Origin of the sequence: Desulfosporosinus nitroreducens, assembly GCF_023897015.1 — a bacterium.
In the GTDB taxonomy this organism is placed as follows: Bacteria; Bacillota; Desulfitobacteriia; order Desulfitobacteriales; family Desulfitobacteriaceae; genus Desulfosporosinus; species Desulfosporosinus nitroreducens.
Genome location: NZ_JAMHFY010000029.1, coordinates 13,389 through 31,394 on the forward strand (window position 1 = coordinate 13,389; position 18,006 = coordinate 31,394).

Below are 18,006 nucleotides of genomic sequence, written 5' to 3' on the forward strand. Positions count from 1 at the left end.
TACCCTGAAAAGGTTCAACTCAATTTTTAATGACCGTTTATCTCAAAGTATTATTCAAAATTGAGTTATATCTTTATCCTCTTAAGTGCCATGTAATGTACTTTAGAGGATAAATTACCTTAAATGCCAAACTTCCTACTATAATTCTATTCTAAATTCTAAGCAACCAACTTTTTATCATATCTTTTCAACAGGAGAGAACTAGTTACTACGGACACTGACGAGAAAGCCATGGCCAGCCCTGCCCACTCGGGCGGTAATAGTTGTCCAGTTAAAGGATATAGGACACCAGCGGCAATCGGGATACCAATGACATTATAAATCAAAGCCCAGAATAGATTTTGCTTGATTTTAAGAAGTGTTTTTCGCCCTAATCGAATCGCACGTTCTACATCAAGCAGGTCATTGCGAACCAACACCACATCCCCGGTTTCCTTGGCCACATCAGTTCCTGATCCGATGGCAATTCCGATATCGGCTTGAGCTAAGGCTGGAGCATCATTAATTCCATCTCCAACCATCGCCACCTTAAAGCCTTGGTCTTGATACTTCTTAATAATGCTGATCTTATCTTGTGGTAAGATTTCGGCAATCACCTCATCAATTCCGACCTGCTCACCGACAACAGTGGCGACTTTTTTATTGTCTCCAGTGATCATGAACGTCTTCAAACCCAACTGATGTAGCCTTTTAATAGCCTCTTTCGTACTCTCTTTAACCACATCAGCAAGTGCGATTAGCCCGATTACTTGTCCACCTAAGGCTATAAAGCTAGTCGTTCTGCCCGATTCGGCCAAACGCTGAAAGTCACGCTCTGACTCATTGACGTCTATCTTGTACTTATGCATCAGTTTAATATTTCCGATTAGTAAAGTTTGCCCTTCATAGGTACAGATAACGCCATAGCCAGCCTCTTCATGATAATTCTCGACCGCTTGAATTGCGAGCAATTCCTTCTTTCCCTCTGCAACGACCGCCTGAGCCAGGGGATGAATCGAAGGATTCTCCCCTGCTACAGCAATTTTCAGGACATTTTGTCTCGAATAATCCGCATAGGGTATAATATCTGTCACTTCGGGAGTTCCCTTAGTTAATGTCCCCGTTTTATCGAACCCAATGGCTTGCAAATGAGCTATCCCTTCCAGAACTGCTGCAGATTTAAAGAGGATTCCCCTATTTAGCCCTACCCCACTGCCAACCATAATTGCCGTAGGAGTCGCTAAACCCAAAGCACAGGGACAAGCGATCACTAACACTGCAATGGCAGCCGTAAAGGCAAAAACAAACGTACTGTCAAGTACAACGTACCAAATCAAATAGGTGATAACCGAGATGGCAACTACTGTTGGCACAAAATAATTAGAAATCTTATCTGCCAGTCTCTGAATTGGAGGCTTTACTCCCTGAGCATCCTCGACCATTTTAATAATTCCCGAAAGGACGGTATCCTTACCCGTTTTAGTCGTTTTAACCTTGATACTTCCTGAACGATTTATGGTAGCCCCAATTACTGGGTCCCCGACTCCTTTGTCAACAGGAATGGATTCCCCAGTCAGCATTGCCTCATCAATGCTCGCTGATCCTTCGATAATCTCACCATCCACCGGTATTCTTTCTCCGGATTTAACAATTGTAATATCCCCAATTTTCAGATCTGACGCAGCAACTTCCTGAATTTCGCCACCAACCCATAAATGTGCTTTATCAGCCTGTAACTCCAACAGCTTTTTTAAGGCCTGACCTGCTCGCCCTTTTGCTTTGGCCTCAAGATATTTTCCAAAGCGTACAAATGTAATCAACAATGCCGACGTATCAAAAAAGTTAGGCCCTTCGAAAAAAATTGACGGGATAAACATATGAAGCGTTGTCATTAGACTATATCCATAAGCGGCTGTAATCCCAATCGCTACCAAGACGTCCATATTAGCTGATCGGTTTTTCAAAGCATGGTAAGCACCGCGATAAAAGGTCCAACCAGCCGTAAACTGAACGATGGTTGCAAGGATAAGCATTGTATACATTAGGGATCTTGACATGGGAAGAAACATAATTGGCATTATAGGTAACGAAAGAATCGCACTGAAGATGAGCCAATTTCGTTGTCTAATCGCAGTACGATCATCTTGATTCTCGTCCTCATTCGCGATCGGAGTATACCCTGCATCACGAACCTGCTCGAAAATTCCCTTCATATTCACAACACCGGGATCAAACTCCACAGTCACTGTTTCACTCGCCAAATTAACGGCAACGTTCTGGACTCCCTGAGTTCCTTTGAGTTTTTTCTCAATCGCCAAAGCACAATTTGCACAGGTCATTCCGCCTACTTTAAATTGTTGCTTTCCATCATCTGCACTCTGCGCGCCATACCCAAGATCTTTGATCTTCGTCAAGAGATCGTTTTCCTTAACTACGTCAGGATCCATTTCCACTGTAAGCTTTTCAGTAGCAAAATTAACTGCAACTGATTTGACCCCTGGCATAGATTTAAGACCTTTTTCAATCGTCAAAGCACAATTTGCACAGGTCATGCCACTGATCTTGAAAAGTTGTTTTTGCTCCCCCTTGGAGGACATCCCCACTGTTTCATTAAGCTCTTCAATATCTTCTGCTCTTCCTAAGTCTTTTTCTTCTACTTGCTCCGAACTCACTTGATCATCTAGACCAACGGCCATGTTTTCTAATGAATAACCAGCCTCTTCAATTTCTTGCCGAACATCCGACAAATTGACCTGAGCAGGGTCCCAAGTAAAAGTAGCCTTTGAATCTTCTAGCGATACCTGAACCTGTTCTACACTGGGGAACTTTTCTAGAATCTTAGTGACATGGTTAACACAATGCTGGCAGCTCATTCCATATACAGGGATCTCTTTATTCTCACGTTTTGCTTGTTCCATCATTTTTATCCTCCAAACTAAGATCCCATTACTACCGAATCATGCGAAATATGGTCTTTAATACCTCATCAACAACCTGATCATCATCCCCTTGGAGTCTCTCTTTAACACATGTTTTCATATGCTTTTCCAGGAGTAACCGAGAAGCTCCATCTAGGGCAGATTGAGCGGAGGAGATCTGATTTAAAATATCATCACAGTAAACATGACGTTCAATCATCCCTTTAATACCACGAATTTGACCCTCAATTCGATTCATTCTAGTTACAAGTTCTTTGATTGTTTTATCGTCATGATGACTCTTTCGTTCACCTTGCTCCGTCACTTCACTCTCACAGACCGAACACTTGTGTATCTGCTTTTCTTCGGATTTCATCTTAATCACCTCTGCTTATATAGTATACCCCCCTATACCATATGTCAATTGAGAAATTTTCATGGGTCATAGAATAAAGTCATTATTAACACCTTTCCCAATTAGCTGTATACTATCCTCATTAACATCATTGAGATTTTTTTAGTATTATGTAACCTTTGGGCAACCTTAAACCTTTATAAGAGCATTTTTTCCTTAAAAAAGAAAGGGCTCAGCTAAGCTATATGATTTACTATTGCTTAACTGAAACACCTCAATTAGAAATTCTATATTCTATTTTGTTTAAACTTCATGAAAATGCAATCCCTTTTCTGTCCAATTCAAATCGAACAGAGTTAGCTATTTTTCCTGAAGAAATTAACTCCTTGGCCAGATTAAGCTCCAAATACATGGCACGATCTTCTCCAAGTGCAGCTACCTTAGACCTAACGAGCCGGTAAGCACCTTCGCTTCCCTTGCCAAGTTGAAGTTCTTCTTTGCCGGTTCTGAGATCCAGCCCTTGACAGGCTGCTAATAGTTCCATCCCCAATACATGCCCTGTGTTTTCTATGATACTACGGGCCTTGCGGGCTGCAATTGTTCCCATACTTACATGGTCTTCCTGGTTTGCGGAGGAGGGGATCGAGTCCACACTGGCCGGATGAGCTAAAACCTTATTTTCCGAAACTAAGGAGGCAGCAGAATACTGCACGATCATAAATCCAGAATTCAGACCTCCGTTGGGGGTTAAAAATGCAGGCAGCCCACTTAGGTTAGGATTGACCAAACGTTCTAATCGTCGTTCTGCGATATTGGCCAGTTCTGCCATTGCTATGCCAAGAAAGTCCATCGCCAAGGCAATAGGTTGACCATGAAAATTTCCACCCGAGAGAACTACGCTTTCTTCTGGGAAGATTAATGGATTATCAGTAGCCGAATTAATCTCAGTTTCCACGACTTTTTTTACATAGCCAACCGCATCTCCTGAAGGGCCATGGACTTGGGCAATACAGCGAAGTGCATAGGCATCCTGCACTCTGGGATGTTGTTCATTTGCTACGAAAGTACTTCCCTCCGTCAACTGGCGAATTTTTTTTGCAACATCATTTTGTCCCTGGTGAGGACGTACTGCATGAATTTTCGGATCAAAGGCATCAAGAATCCCTTCCAGCGCTTCGAGAGACAAGGCAGCTGTAATATTTGCTGACTCACATAAGATCTCAGCATCCCAGACAGCCAAAGCCGCAATTGCTGTCATAACCTGGGTTCCATTAATAAGGGCCAAACCCTCTTTTCCTTCCAGAACTACGGGCTCTATCCCTGCTTGCGCAAGGGCCTCCCGCCCATTCATGCGACGCTCTTTATAAAACGCTTCCCCTTCACCCAGTAAAACCAAAACCATATGGGACAAGGGGGCTAAATCTCCACTTGCGCCAAGCGATCCTTTTTCTGGTACGACAGGAACAATTCCAGCATTCAGGACATTAATCAATGTCTGGAGAGTTGAAAGTCGAATGCCTGAAAAGCCTTTTGCTAAGGCATTTGCCCTAAGAAGTAAAATCCCCCTTACAACTTCCGGCGCAAGAGGCTCCCCCACACCCGTTGCATGGCTCATAATAAGGTTGCGTTGTAACTTTTTGGCATCATCTTTGGAAATTAGGACATCGCTAAATTTACCGAAGCCTGTAGTGATTCCATAGACGGTTTTATTTCCTTCAATTAATTGATCCACATACTCTCTGGATCTCAGAACTCTTTCCTTGGCTGTAGGGTGCAATTCCACCTTAGCGGCGTACCGTGCAACCGCAACCACTTGCTCTAATGTAAGGGTTTCTCCATCCAAAGTGACTTTAGACTTTTCGGCTAACACAACGCTCATGTTTTGTCCTCCTTTTAGAGCAATGAAAAAAGAGGATTAAGCTATAAACTTTCGTCTACAGCTTAGCCCTCAAACATCTAATAACTCTGAGCATACTCTATTTTATTGCAACTTTCTAAAATAAATACGTTAAATGCAAGTTCAAATCTTTTAAAGATGATTTATTCCTAAACCACAAACCTCATGTTCATGCCCTTTAATAGGTGCACCAATCATTCCGTACATGCTGACAGCAATCCAGAGGTCATCTAAATCCTCCAGTATACGCGGCCCTTTGACAATTGCAAAGCGTAGTCCCACTGTGCGCAAAATATTTCCCAGCTGAAGCGGTCCCCGTCCTAACCCTTGCAGAGCATCAAGAATGGCGTGATAAAGGGCATGTTGCGAGCGATAACTATCATCGGTTAGCCCGCCGCGTTTGGCTGCTGTTTCAACAGCAGCAATAATCTTTTGGACATCCATAGAGCCAACCTTACCTGTCACGACATCAAAGCCCTTTTCTCGAGCACGCGAAACATAGTCGTCAGTTTCATTTCCTTCAGCCATCGCAATTAGTAAGGCCGTTTTGCCAATAGATGAACAATGTATCATAATTGCCCCCTAATTAAAACGCGAATTTTCTTTTATCTATGTCAAGCTTCCGATTACTTGCAATCTTACAGCTGACCCTACTCTTATCATAGACGAGAAACGCGCATCATTCAATAAAAATTTTCACTCGGGTTAATAATTCAAACCCCTGGAGCTGGCATATCTGGACCACTTATATGATGACGATGTCCGTCATCAACAGAAGTATTGAAATCCCAGTCATGGACGTGATAATTATTTGGCATTGGAAGAGAAGGCCCCGAAACCGCTTTATAATAATGCGAATGTCCATGATCACAGGATGTATGCGTGACACTTCCGTGATTATGAGCTGGATCGGATTTTCCGTGTACATACATTTTAGAATGCCTCCTCTTTGATTAATCACAAATGCACTCTATTTTATGCCGAAACACTAAGCCCGTGATAGTGAATTTGCTGAATATGCAACACCCACTTACAAGAAGTGGGTGTCTTAAACGCGAGTAATTATTCTATAAGATAAATGAACTATTTTTCATTAAAAACAGATATATCTCTTTGTATTATAGAAATACTTTAAATACTCTTCATTAAATGTTTCTTTCAAATGCTTTTCTTCTTGTACTATTAAATGATGAATCGCCCAAATATTGAGGACGGCTATACCTAAGGTTAAGATGTTGGGGTAAGTAACAAAAAGTCCGATAAACATCAAGTCAAATCCTACAAAAGCAGGATTTCTTGTCAACTGATAGATTCCATCAGTTACAAGAGATGATTGGGTACTTTTATCAATACCTACACGCCAAGACGTTTTCATCGAGATCATTGCCACAATGAAAATTGCTAACCCCAATGCCATGATCAGAATTCCTAAACCGCTCAAATATTCATTTCTAGCTAAAGGAACGATCCAGTAAGAAATAGTAGGTTCAAATACGGAGAGTAAAAACCACATTAACCCCCATATAAACGTTGTAGATTTTACAAATGCTTCAGTTCTTCTTATTTGAGAATCGGTTTTACCTTTTGTGAGGACATTGGCCTGTATTTTATGCTTTTTCTTTAGAATCATTAATTTTGCCAAATAAGACAAAAGAAATATTAGAAATAGAAGTAAAGATAGACTATTCTTTATATCCGACATAGGCTTATTCCTCCATAAAGTGAACTCGTTTAACCAAAGATGACACTTCCTTTTCACCCACTTCGTAAAAAGTTTATGGGTGAATAATTGGCGAAGGGCTGGTATACCGCCTCACACGAGTTGCATTCAAAACTGCTAAAAGGGCTACCCCAACATCGGCAAACACCGCTTCCCACATAGTAGCAATTCCTAGTGCCCCTAAGAAAACAAAGCCTAGTTTAATCCCTAAAGCAAAGAAAATGTTCTGCCAAATGATCTTCTTTGTAAAACCGGCGATATTAATCGCAGTAAGGAGTTTGGCTGGTTGATCTTCCATGAGTACCACATCTGCGGCTTCGATTGCTGCATCTGATCCCAATCCACCCATAGCTATTCCAACATCTGCACGTGTAAGGACTGGGGCGTCATTAATTCCGTCCCCTACAAAGATAACCTTCTCATTACTGCCTTTTTCAGCCATCAGCCTTTCTAACCAAGCAACCTTATCTTGGGGCATTAAATCCGCATGGAATTCTGAAACCCCTAAATCATCCGCCACGCTTTGGGCCACAGCCTGAAGATCTCCTGTCAACATGACAGTTTTAATGCCTGAGTTCTCTAAGGCTTGAATGGTTTCCTTGGCCCCAAGCTTTAGACGATCTGCAATAAGAATATACCCCGCATATTCCCCAGAAACCGCTATATGAACTAGAGTTCCAGCTTGCCCATAGTTCTCAGTATCGGGAATCTGAATGCCGGCTTCCTTCAATAGAACGGCCTTTCCGACTAAAACGTCATACCCTTTGATTTTTGCTTGGACTCCTTTTCCGCTTATTTCCTGGTAGTCCTCAATGGTCCCTGGTTCAAGGGGTAATCCGTAACTATCACGAATCGATTTGGCAATTGGATGACTGGAATGGATTTCCGCTGCCGCCGCAACCTCCATGAGAAACTCGGAGCTATATCCTGTCGCCGGGCTTAGTTTTACAACTTCGAAAACTCCTTGGGTTAGCGTCCCTGTTTTATCAAAAACAACCGTCTTAACCTTGGTCAGCGCTTCAAGGAAGTTCGCCCCCTTAACTAGAATACCTTGTCGTGATGCTCCTCCGATACCGCCAAAATACCCTAAAGGAACCGAGATTACTAAGGCACAAGGACAGGAAATCACAAGAATTGTTAAGGCACGATAAATCCATTCATTGAACGACCCTGCCCCAAGAAGGGGTGGAATTACCGCAATTCCCAAAGCAATTAACACCACTGCCGGCGTGTAATAACGAGAAAATGTAGTAATAAACTTCTCTGTGGGTGCTTTACGAGAGCTGGCGTTTTCCACAAGGTCCAGGATTTTTTGCACAGAAGACTCAGCATAGGGCCGAGTAACTCGAACTGTGAGCACACCACTTGAATTGACCATCCCAGACAAAATCGTATCTCCTGCTTCAATATTCCTTGGAACTGATTCTCCAGTCAAGGCTGAAGTGTCCACAAATGATGAACCTTGCACAACTTCCCCGTCCAGTGGAACCTTTTCACCCGGACGAACTAAAATTGTTTGCCCAACTTGGACATCTTCAGGGGCGACCTTGAGAACCTCTAATTGATGAACGAGGTTTGCATAATCTGGCCTAATATCCATTAAGGCTTGGATCGAGTGTCGAGAACGGTTCACCGCCAAGTCTTGAATATACTCGCCAACTGTATAAAACAACATAACCCCAACTGCTTCCGGCAATTGATTAATGGCAATTGCTCCGATCGTACCTATGGACATTAGGAAATTTTCATCAAACAATGCCCCTTTAGTGATGTTTCTCAGGGCTGTATATAAAACTTCATATCCGACCAGAACGTAAGCGCTTAAAAAAATCGCATATTCCAAGACCCCAAAGAGATTGAACCCAAGTATTGGTAATAACAGTCCTACAGCAAGCAAAATACTTGCAACAACCATACGAATTTTTTGCCATTGACCATCTGCGGAGCTTTCCTCTTGTTGCAGGCTCTTACCTAGTTGGTTTACTGGTTTTAATATTACGCCTGGCTCAATTCGATCAATAATACGTTGGGCAACCTCAACGGCTGTTGAAGGCAGATAGACCGTCTGGGTAGCAAAGTTTAAGGAGGTTTCTCCAATCGTTTCTTCAGAGCAAAAGGCTCTTTCAATTTTTAGGGCACAATTTGCACAACTTAAACCTTCTAAACGGTACTTAATCCGTTCGTGACCTTTTTGTTCTAGACTCATTCTTTTCTCCTCCAAACCAAATATCTTAAATTGTTAGCTGCTGCGATGTCGAGGTTCGAAGTCACAGTTTATATATCGCTCTGCCAAATGTCAGTAAGTTTCCGTACGACCCTCTGAGATGTGCTCCAGGCCTTCTCGGTAAAGTGCCATAACGTGGTCGTCATCTAAAGAATAATAAACCATCTTTCCTTCCCTGCGATACTTTACAAGATTGTTACTCCGAAGAACACGCAATTGATGGGACGTAGCTGATTGACTCAATCCCAAAAGTTCCGCTAAGTCACAGACACAGAATTCGTTTTTTGCTAAGGCATCCATGATTCGTACCCGTGTAGGATCTCCAAGCGTCTTAAATAAATCAGCTAAATGATGGGCCTGTCCCCCTGGGATGAGTGTTTTACGAACTGATTCGATCAAATCAGTATGGACACATAAGATTTCACACACTGGGCTATCTGAGGACTGTGTTCTAGATTCCGAAAGGCGATTCTCAGATTCCTCCGTATTTCTAGCCATGATAAAGCATCTCCTTACATGTGATTATATGTTCATATGTATATTATAACGAATAACTATTTTTTATCAATCCTTTTACCTCGAGATTTCCGATTTATTTTAAGACTTCTAATGTTCTTCTTAAAATAAAGACAATACAGCATATGATATGTTCCCCTGAAGAATTTGATAAAACACTTAAATGTCAGCAGTATTGTCTATATTTTAGCCCTTAGAAATTAACTAGCGATTAATAAATATTATTATTATCTACAAACACTGAGATCAGAAATTGAAATTAAATAAAATTAAGCTGCCACAACCCAATGAAAAATCGAGCAATAGCAGCTTAACTGGTATTTATGGAAACTTGTTTTTGCAGAATTTAATTAGTACTTATAACATTTTTATCTGTAGGAAGTTATAAAAGCACTAAACAAGCTTCTAATATCATATTGATACTGATTGATGGGACTAATTTCTTTATTGATTCCAAACAATTTGTAGACAGCAATCCTTGCCGAACGTATAGAGTATTCTTCAGTGAAGACAACATCATCCGGTATTTCGCAAAATTGACCAACAAAAGCCAAATTGGTCGACCCTTCAGGAATGATTTGCGGTCTGTCTCCAATGGCTCTGGGCATGAATTGAGACGTGATAAATGGCATCATACAGGGTATACAATTAGCTGATTTTAAGATTGCTTCATGATCGTTCTCAAATTTCAGATGATATAGCAGCTCAGTTAGAACCTCCTCACCAGTGCATTCACCCATCTTTTTCTTAACATAATTCCCAACATTGTCAGGATATAGCCCATACCCCCAAAACACCTTAACATTTCCAGGCTGGTTTAAAAAGTGCGGTTGATAGGCCAGTACGATAGACATTAGCCAATTGGAATCTTTAAAGGTAACCAGAGCTCCTGAGCCCGCCTTATTACGCGAAAATTTCTCCATCAAGTCAAAGAATCTGGAATCTTGACATGTGACTGTGAAAGATTCCCACTTTGAGCCAGCAATATCGTTATCAAAGGAAGTTGGGTTTCCTAAACCCGGCTTTTTCTTAGCGATTGTATCCCACAATTTCCAAGAGTTCCCCTTACCGTTCAGAACAGGCACTTTAGTCATCGACCCCAAGCTGTAGCCATCCGTCATGGATCCGTTTGTGACGATAACCCGGTCTCCTTCATTAAGCTCGATCAATCCTGTAACATCGTCTTTAGTATAATGAATTGCAGTTACGGTAATACCATCTGAATCTTTAAAGTCCAGATCTGTCACAGTACATTTCATTTCAAAATCAACTTCGTGCTGATCTAAATATTTTTTTATTGGCAGAATGATTGAATCATATTGATTATACGGGGTTCTCGTAACCCCTTCTAAAGTCTGAATCCTTGGGAACTCATGCATAAAACGAATCATATAGCGTTTTAATTCGACCGCACTGTGCCAAGGTTGAAAAGCGAAGGTAGTCGCCCACATATACCAGAAGTTGGTCTCAAAGAAATGATTGCTAAACCAATCACTAATTCTCGCCTTACCCATCTTTTCCTCAGGGGTAATAATGAGTTTGGCCATAGCTAGGCGATCACTAAGATCAAACCCCATTGACATAACATCTTCTATCTCACCGTCTTTGTTAACCAGCCGAGCCTTAGCATGAGTCGGATGTGCCCTATCGAATTCCAAAATTTCGGTTCTCACCGATCGATTTGCATCATCCAGAGAGGGTATAGACCTTAATAACTCCCAAGTGTTCTCATAAGTTTCGTCATTGAGCATTCTTCCGCCGCGAATAACATATCCCTGCTCGGAATCTCCAGCCCCATCATTGCTTCCGCCGATAATCTTCATTTCTTCGATAATATGAATATTCTTGCCCGGAAAAGCGCAATCCCTAATCAAATAAACCGCACCAGCCAGAGAAGCTAACCCGCCACCAACAAAGTAAACCTGTTCTTTTTCATAGTCTTTTTTCATTATACCTGACCTCCATCATTTCGTTTTTGATCTTCTTTAGATCCGACACTTTATTTATAACGTTTTGAAACCCAAAAGAATATGAACACAATACTCGCAGTGTTTAATTTTTTTACATAGTAAAGAATTTGTATAGTTTTTTATATTTCTCTATAGAACAACGTGCAAATGTTAAAAAAATTTCAAAAAAAGAACCTACAGCTAAACACTCTCTCAAGTGTCTAGTCTATAGGTACCTGGTTAAAAAGTATTTTTGTTATAACTGATTACTGCTTTTTTCATATCTTTTTAGTGCGCTGGCAAAATTCCCCTCCACCAGCTCGCTTAGTTTTTCTACGATGACTTCAGGTTTTTCCTTCATATCTGTTTTCATCCATTGAATCACCAACCCGATAAAAGCCAGTGTATAGAAATCTGCTATAAACTTCTTATCCTCGTCCTTAACCTTCATGTCTTTAGATACTTCATTGACCACACCCATTAGTAATTCAAACGAAACCGAATGAAGAAAGGAGTCTAGATGATCTCGACCTAAAGATTTTAACGTATTTAGACAAAAAGCCTTATTCTTCTCGATATAAAGGAAGATTTTTAAAAACCCATCCTCCCAAGTTGTATAAGTCTTGTAGTTAGCTATACTCTCTACCGCTTCTGTTGTATAGATCCAACCTAATAAATCAAAAATATCCTGAAAATGATAGTAGAACGTTTGACGATTAAGCTCGCAATCATCAACAATTTCTTGAACCGTAATCTTGTTCAGGGGGGCCTTTTCCATTAAACGCTTTAAAGAGGTTGCCAGCGCTTTTTTGGTCAGAGATGACCTTGGCATTCTTCTTCCACCTTTTTATGAGTATATTAAGTACACTCGCCTATGACTTCCAAATAGAGATTGCGATTTGTACATTCTCTATTATAGCATAATCAAGCAGTCTTCCCACCTATGCGCACCTTATACTTTTGCTCATTCTTTATATCTTTTGAAATATGGAGACTGAGATCTTATTAGGGAGGAATGAGAAGCGTATCTTCGGGTCGCTTGCATTCCTTGTATTGTCAAGAAGTGGTGTAAAGGTTCAGAAAAGAAGCCATTGATTCGTCAAACCGATGAATCAATGGCTTCTTTACCTATTTTCTACTCCTTAGCATTCATCACTGTCTAAGAGCTTTTGGCGTAAGCCTCCATCGGAGACTTACGCCACTTAAGAATCGATGTTAGCCAAGACGAGATGAGATCTACTGTATTTGATACATACCTTGGCTTTGCATATATTGAAAAATTCCTTCGCCATGTTGCTGTTCTTCTTTTTGAATATGATTGAGAACTTGCCGTACATTAGTATCTCTAAATTCAAACACCGCAGTATCATAGGCACCAGATACATACTTTTCTGTCATTAACATGTCTTTACATAGTTTAGCATCTTCTTGGTTATAATTCCCTTGAACTGTTGAGGTCATTTGGCCTTGATTGCCAGCGGTTTGCTGTTGATTCTGAGTTTGTTGGCCTTGGCCTTGTTGCCCCCCCACACTAGGCACCTGTCCAATTAATAACTGATTAATCGTATTCAGGTGTTCTTGCTCCTTTGCTGAATAAGAATTAAAGAGCTGTTTCAATTGAGCATCTTGAGCTTGGTTAGCATATTTAGTGTATTTATCGACACAGGTCTCCTCGTGAGTTCTTTGGTCCATCAAAAGCGATTTTTCCTTTTGTGATAATTGAATTGGCAATATAAAGCACCTCCTTATTTCTGCTTTATATTGTTTTCATTATTCTCGATTCTATGCATGCCTTTAGCGACTTGATTTTACAGGGCCCTATATTTTAAATTTATCAACTGCATTCTGAAGCTGACTAGCGTTTTGAGCTAAAGATTGGGCTGTTGTTGCAACAATATGCATAGATGCCGCGACTTCCTTAGTTGATCCCTCGATAGTTTCAGCTTTTATCACTGACTCATCTGAAACCTGCTTAACTCTATCTACATAGAGGTTTATTTCTTCCATACTTCCAAGCATTTGCTCGCTTGAGGCAGCTATATCAGAAATATTGCTAGAAACATCTTTAGTCGAATCCGTAATAACAGTTAAAGCTTCTTGAGCCTCATGAATCGTTGCCACACTTTCTTTGACTTTAGCATCTGTTAGCATCATTCCTTGAACTGCATGATGAACGCTATGTTGAATAAGAGTCGTTATTTCCGTAACATCTCGTGTTGAAGAGGCTACATTTTCTGCCAGTATACGAATTTCATCGGCAACCACGGCAAAACCTTTTCCATGTTCCCCAGCCCGTGCAGCTTCAATTGCAGCATTAAGCGCCAAAAGATTAGTTTGTCTTGCTACTTGGGCAATCGTTTCTGTGATCGAACCGATGCGATTCGATTGCTCAGCAAGTTCCTCAATTAACTGCACAGATTTGTTCACTGCCCTATTTGTTTCTTCCATAGTGGTCACGATGAACGAAAGCTTGGCTAACCCATCATTCGAATGTTTTTCGGATTTTACCGCTTCGAGGGAAACAGATTGAGCTCTTTCAGCAATCATTTGAGAGGCTTTTTCAAGTTCTGTAACCATAACCTTCATCTGTTGCTGTATTCGCGCCTGATCTCGGGTCTCTGAGGCCATATGAGCAGTATAATCGGCGACACTGCTGTTCGTAGCCGTTACTTCCTCAGAGCTTGCTGATAATTCTTCTGCCGAAACAACCCAGGCCTTCGACATCATGCCTATCTCCCTTATAATACCTCCAAAGTTATCCATCATATGGTTAAATGCCTGCGCTAACTCTACGACATCGCTCTTTTTTAAAACACTGATTCTTTGTGTTAAATCCCCTTGAGCTACCTTAACAATTCTTTCTTGCATCATATAGATGGGTTTTAGAAAGCTCACATACTTTTTTGAGGAAGTAAAAATCCCTGTTAGGATGCCTGATAGTAAAAACAAAAGAAATAAAGAAATCGAATTTGACCGATCAAGTTCCATGACATAAATAATAACAAGTCCCATTGCGGCTACCATAGGAATAACCGTCAATAATGTTTGACTTATATACTTGACCAAGCTGATCGATTGCTTTTTTTCCTCAAAAGTCCCATCCCTAACTTCCATTTAAATGCCTCCTTTCTCATGGCCCCAATATACTTATATTGAATCATAAGGTCAGCCTATCCGGCTTTTTAACTGCTCCCACCCATAAATATAGTGTAGTTGTATAAAAAGTACTCCCGGATGGATCTTTTGATTGCCGTTTGAGGCGCTCAAATAAACGCTCTCAGCTGGACGATGCTTAGTCTTCTGATGATACAATTTCTCTCTAATTTCTTGACATCGTGCAATTAAATTTTCACTTGGTAAACCATGCCCCGGTAAATACATCTTGGTCTGCAGGGCCTCAATGCTATTTAAACTTTCTAGATAACTCGGCATGCCGCTTACCACATGCCCCTCTTCTTCCCAGATGCCCGGATAGGGAATCTCATCTGGAAGCAACATATCTCCGGAAAAGAGTAAAGAATCTTTCTCATTATAAAAAGAGAGATGTCCTGCCGTATGACCTGGTGTCGGAATAGCACGCAACAGATTATCACCTGCCATAACAGTCTGTTCTGGTTCTATTAATGCGACCTGATCAGGTAAGGCTGTTAAGTATTGCAGTCGTTTATATATCTTTAGCATTCCTGGGATTTCCATTTCTGGCACACCCCATTCTTGGGTTGCCCATTGATTAAGACTGGAGAAGGCTTCCCCATGTACAAAACTTGTCCACTCTTGGTAATCCCGTGATCCTATAAATACTTTTGCTCCTTCTTGAGCAAAAGTATTTGCTGCTCCTGAATGGTCAACATGCCAATGAGAAACCAAGACCTGTTCCAGCCTTTTTATCCCTACCTTTTTCATTCCTTCATGAACTGCTTCGATTACTTCCGGTGTATTAGTTCCTGTATCTAATAAAGTAGGAATTTCTCCATCAAATAGGTATAAGTTAACTGCTTCCACATTGATGGGGACAGGAATTTTCAACATATAAACATTATTAGATACTTCCTGTATGTCTATCATTATAAAAATACCTCCTAGGAATGAATGAATATTCATTGTTATTACATCTATAATAAAGTACAATTGAATAAGTAAAGAATAATTGATTAATAATCTAAATATATCAGGACGCTTCATCATTTCTAAGAAACTAAAGAATAGGTCAGGAGGATAATATTAATGAATTTAAATCAGGCCACTGAAGAATCTACCCTTTTTCAGTACCGCATCGTATGCGAGCGTTGTCACAAAACGATTTTTTATTCTGGTCAAGGTAACGGAGAAACTATCTCAGTACTTTGCGACAAATGCACTGAAGCAACGATTTAACAACTAGTTAATTAATATATGAACTACAACCGTATTAGTAAAGTTCATCGCTGCGATTGCTACATGCCGTGATGGTGAGAAGGCACCAACGCGTGACTGTTTTGTACACTTATGCTTGATGCTAGTAGAACAAAAGGCCATGTCGTAAACAGACGATGGCCTTTTTGTTGTAGTCACAGTTATTTAGGTCTCTTTTTTCCTTTAGTAGTTTACTGGATAACACTCTTTCTCTATAATATATTTAGCAATTTCTTGACGCATTCCGATCATATCGACATTCGGCCTGCGGACAAGCTTGCGCATTCCTGCTAGAACAGTACTGAGAGAATCCCCTTTCTCTACTGCACAAAGTACTTCTTTAGCCTGTTGCTCAAGAATATTAAATGCTGCATAAGCTCCTAGGGTTGCGGCTTTTTCAACGAATGCTTTATGCTCGTCAGAAACATTCATGTTTTGAACTTTCTGCGCACGAAGAACGCCACTTTCCATAGCGTAGACTTGGAGGACCATCTCTGCCATACCTGTCAAAACAAATTGATTATCTTTCAAAGCCATACCCAAGTTTTGAGCTGCCAATCCTGCAGCCATTAAGCATAGTTTCTTTGCTTTCTGTGTCATTTGGTTAAGTGCTACTAACCCTTCTGCATCACCGCCCATTCCAATGGAGACCAGATCTTTGCTGACAGCTTGAGCTGCCTGAAGCAATGGAAGTTCACCAGTCATAGCCCTTTTCAGGAGTGTTCCCGGCACAAGCAAACGGTTGATCTCATTCGTTCCTTCAAACAGACGATTGATGCGGGAGTCCCTATACATACGTTCAATCGGATATTCTTTAATAAATCCGTAACCGCCATGAATCTGAACCCCTTCATCTACGGCAAAATCCAAAACTTCAGAAGCGTAGACCTTATTAAGGGAACATTCAATAGCGTACTCCTCTAAAGCCTTACCAGCTTCTTTACGGCAATCTCCAGTCAGATCGAGTCCATGGAATCCAGTCTCCATAAGACCTGCAGTACGATAAACAACACTCTCAGCCATATATGTCTTGGTGGCAATTTCTGCAATCTTATGTTGAATCGCGCCAAACGAACTGAGAGCTTCTCCGAATTGTTTACGCTCGGAAGCATACTTTAATGCAGTCTCCAAGACAACTTGGACGCTGCCGATTGCCCCAGCGGCCAATTTAAAGCGACCTACATTCAGGATGTTGAAGGCAACAACATGTCCACGTCCGAGCTCACCAACCACATTTTCTACAGGAACCAGAACATCTTCCAAGATGACTTGGCGTGTGGAAGAACCTTTAATTCCCATTTTTTGTTCTTCCGGTCCAAATGACAGACCCGGTGTTTCGCGTTCAATGATAAAATTAGTCATTTTCCCGTCTACTTTAGCATAGACCAGGAAGATGTCTGCGAATCCGGCATTGGTGATAAATTGTTTTGTTCCATTGATGATATAGTGAGTTCCCTCGGCATTAAGAACTGCTGTGGACTTAGCACCTAAAGCATCCGAACCTGAACCAGGCTCAGTTAGGCAGTAGGCAGCAACTTTGGTGCCATTAGCAAGGCCCGGAAGATATTTAGCCTTCTGCTCAGGTGTACCAAAATAAACGATAGGTAAAGTTCCGATTCCAGTATGTGCTGCATAAGCAACCGCAAATGATCCACCACGAGGAACTTCTTCACCTACTACTACCGTAGAAGCTTTATCCATAGCTAAGCCTTCAAATTCCTCAGGGATTTCCAACCCAAGTAATCCCAATTCACCAGCTTGGCGCATAAATTCCCGAACGACGCCTTCTTGTTGCTCCTCCATTTCCTCTACCTTCGGAGCAACCTCTTTTGACATAAAATTATGAGCCATTCTCTTAAGTTGCTTATGATCTTCATTTAACTCCTCACGAACATATATCTGATCCGGAGCAACTTCAGCCAGTAAAAATCCGCCTCCGCGTAATTCTAATTCCATAATATATCCTCCTCATTCTCGAGATGCAAAGTTCGACGTTCGAGGTTCGCATAGAGACGTTCAGTTTCGAACGCTATAACATTGAACCCATTACTTTCGA

Annotated in this window: 15 protein-coding genes; 1 reads left to right on the forward strand and 14 read right to left on the reverse strand. The window is 41.1% G+C overall.

The window, feature by feature from the left end; all coding sequences use genetic code 11:
* Positions 1 to 158: 158 nt before the first annotated feature.
* The 13 genes from M8E35_RS22000 to M8E35_RS22060 all read right to left on the reverse strand — a co-directional run bounded on the left by M8E35_RS22000 (position 159) and on the right by M8E35_RS22060 (position 15,623).
* On the reverse strand, positions 159 to 2,900 hold the full coding sequence (locus M8E35_RS22000) for a heavy metal translocating P-type ATPase (RefSeq protein ID WP_252472531.1): 2,742 nt from the start codon (positions 2,898 to 2,900) through the stop codon (positions 159 to 161).
* 28 nt (positions 2,901 to 2,928) lie between these two features.
* Positions 2,929 to 3,273, reverse strand: coding sequence for a metal-sensitive transcriptional regulator (locus M8E35_RS22005; protein ID WP_252472533.1), 345 nt, complete (start codon positions 3,271 to 3,273; stop codon positions 2,929 to 2,931).
* 289 nt (positions 3,274 to 3,562) lie between these two features.
* On the reverse strand, positions 3,563 to 5,131 hold the full coding sequence (gene hutH, locus M8E35_RS22010) for a histidine ammonia-lyase (protein ID WP_252472535.1): 1,569 nt from the start codon (positions 5,129 to 5,131) through the stop codon (positions 3,563 to 3,565).
* Positions 5,132 to 5,281: 150 nt separating this feature from the next.
* Positions 5,282 to 5,722: a histidine utilization transcription antiterminator HutP gene (gene hutP / locus M8E35_RS22015; RefSeq protein ID WP_073032717.1), complete on the reverse strand. Its 441-nt coding sequence runs from the start codon at positions 5,720 to 5,722 to the stop codon at positions 5,282 to 5,284.
* Between the two features lie 140 nt (positions 5,723 to 5,862).
* Positions 5,863 to 6,081: a YmaF family protein gene (locus M8E35_RS22020; RefSeq protein ID WP_252472537.1), complete on the reverse strand. Its 219-nt coding sequence runs from the start codon at positions 6,079 to 6,081 to the stop codon at positions 5,863 to 5,865.
* Positions 6,082 to 6,242: 161 nt separating this feature from the next.
* Entirely contained in the window at positions 6,243 to 6,851 is a 609-nt protein-coding gene (locus M8E35_RS22025; RefSeq protein WP_252472539.1) for a methyltransferase family protein, read from the reverse strand.
* A gap of 73 nt (positions 6,852 to 6,924) precedes the next feature.
* Positions 6,925 to 9,075, reverse strand: coding sequence for a heavy metal translocating P-type ATPase (locus tag M8E35_RS22030; RefSeq protein WP_252472541.1), 2,151 nt, complete (start codon positions 9,073 to 9,075; stop codon positions 6,925 to 6,927).
* A gap of 90 nt (positions 9,076 to 9,165) precedes the next feature.
* Entirely contained in the window at positions 9,166 to 9,591 is a 426-nt protein-coding gene (locus tag M8E35_RS22035; RefSeq protein WP_252472543.1) for an ArsR/SmtB family transcription factor, read from the reverse strand.
* 386 nt (positions 9,592 to 9,977) lie between these two features.
* Entirely contained in the window at positions 9,978 to 11,558 is a 1,581-nt protein-coding gene (locus M8E35_RS22040) for an oleate hydratase (protein WP_252472545.1), read from the reverse strand.
* A gap of 256 nt (positions 11,559 to 11,814) precedes the next feature.
* Positions 11,815 to 12,390, reverse strand: coding sequence for a dihydroxyacetone kinase transcriptional activator DhaS (gene dhaS / locus M8E35_RS22045; protein WP_252472547.1), 576 nt, complete (start codon positions 12,388 to 12,390; stop codon positions 11,815 to 11,817).
* A 404-nt stretch (positions 12,391 to 12,794) separates the two neighbouring features.
* Entirely contained in the window at positions 12,795 to 13,289 is a 495-nt protein-coding gene (locus M8E35_RS22050) for a spore coat protein (protein WP_252472549.1), read from the reverse strand.
* Between the two features lie 87 nt (positions 13,290 to 13,376).
* Positions 13,377 to 14,672, reverse strand: coding sequence for a methyl-accepting chemotaxis protein (locus M8E35_RS22055; protein WP_252472551.1), 1,296 nt, complete (start codon positions 14,670 to 14,672; stop codon positions 13,377 to 13,379).
* Positions 14,673 to 14,723: 51 nt separating this feature from the next.
* On the reverse strand, positions 14,724 to 15,623 hold the full coding sequence (locus M8E35_RS22060; RefSeq protein ID WP_252472553.1) for an MBL fold metallo-hydrolase: 900 nt from the start codon (positions 15,621 to 15,623) through the stop codon (positions 14,724 to 14,726).
* A 159-nt stretch (positions 15,624 to 15,782) separates the two neighbouring features.
* Between M8E35_RS22060 and M8E35_RS22065 the strand changes: the two genes are divergently transcribed.
* On the forward strand, positions 15,783 to 15,932 hold the full coding sequence (locus tag M8E35_RS22065) for a hypothetical protein (protein ID WP_252472554.1): 150 nt from the start codon (positions 15,783 to 15,785) through the stop codon (positions 15,930 to 15,932).
* A gap of 201 nt (positions 15,933 to 16,133) precedes the next feature.
* Here the strand turns inward: M8E35_RS22065 and M8E35_RS22070 are convergent, their stop codons facing one another.
* Positions 16,134 to 17,906, reverse strand: coding sequence for an acyl-CoA dehydrogenase FadE (locus M8E35_RS22070; protein WP_252472556.1), 1,773 nt, complete (start codon positions 17,904 to 17,906; stop codon positions 16,134 to 16,136).
* Between the last annotated feature and the right edge of the window lie 100 nt (positions 17,907 to 18,006).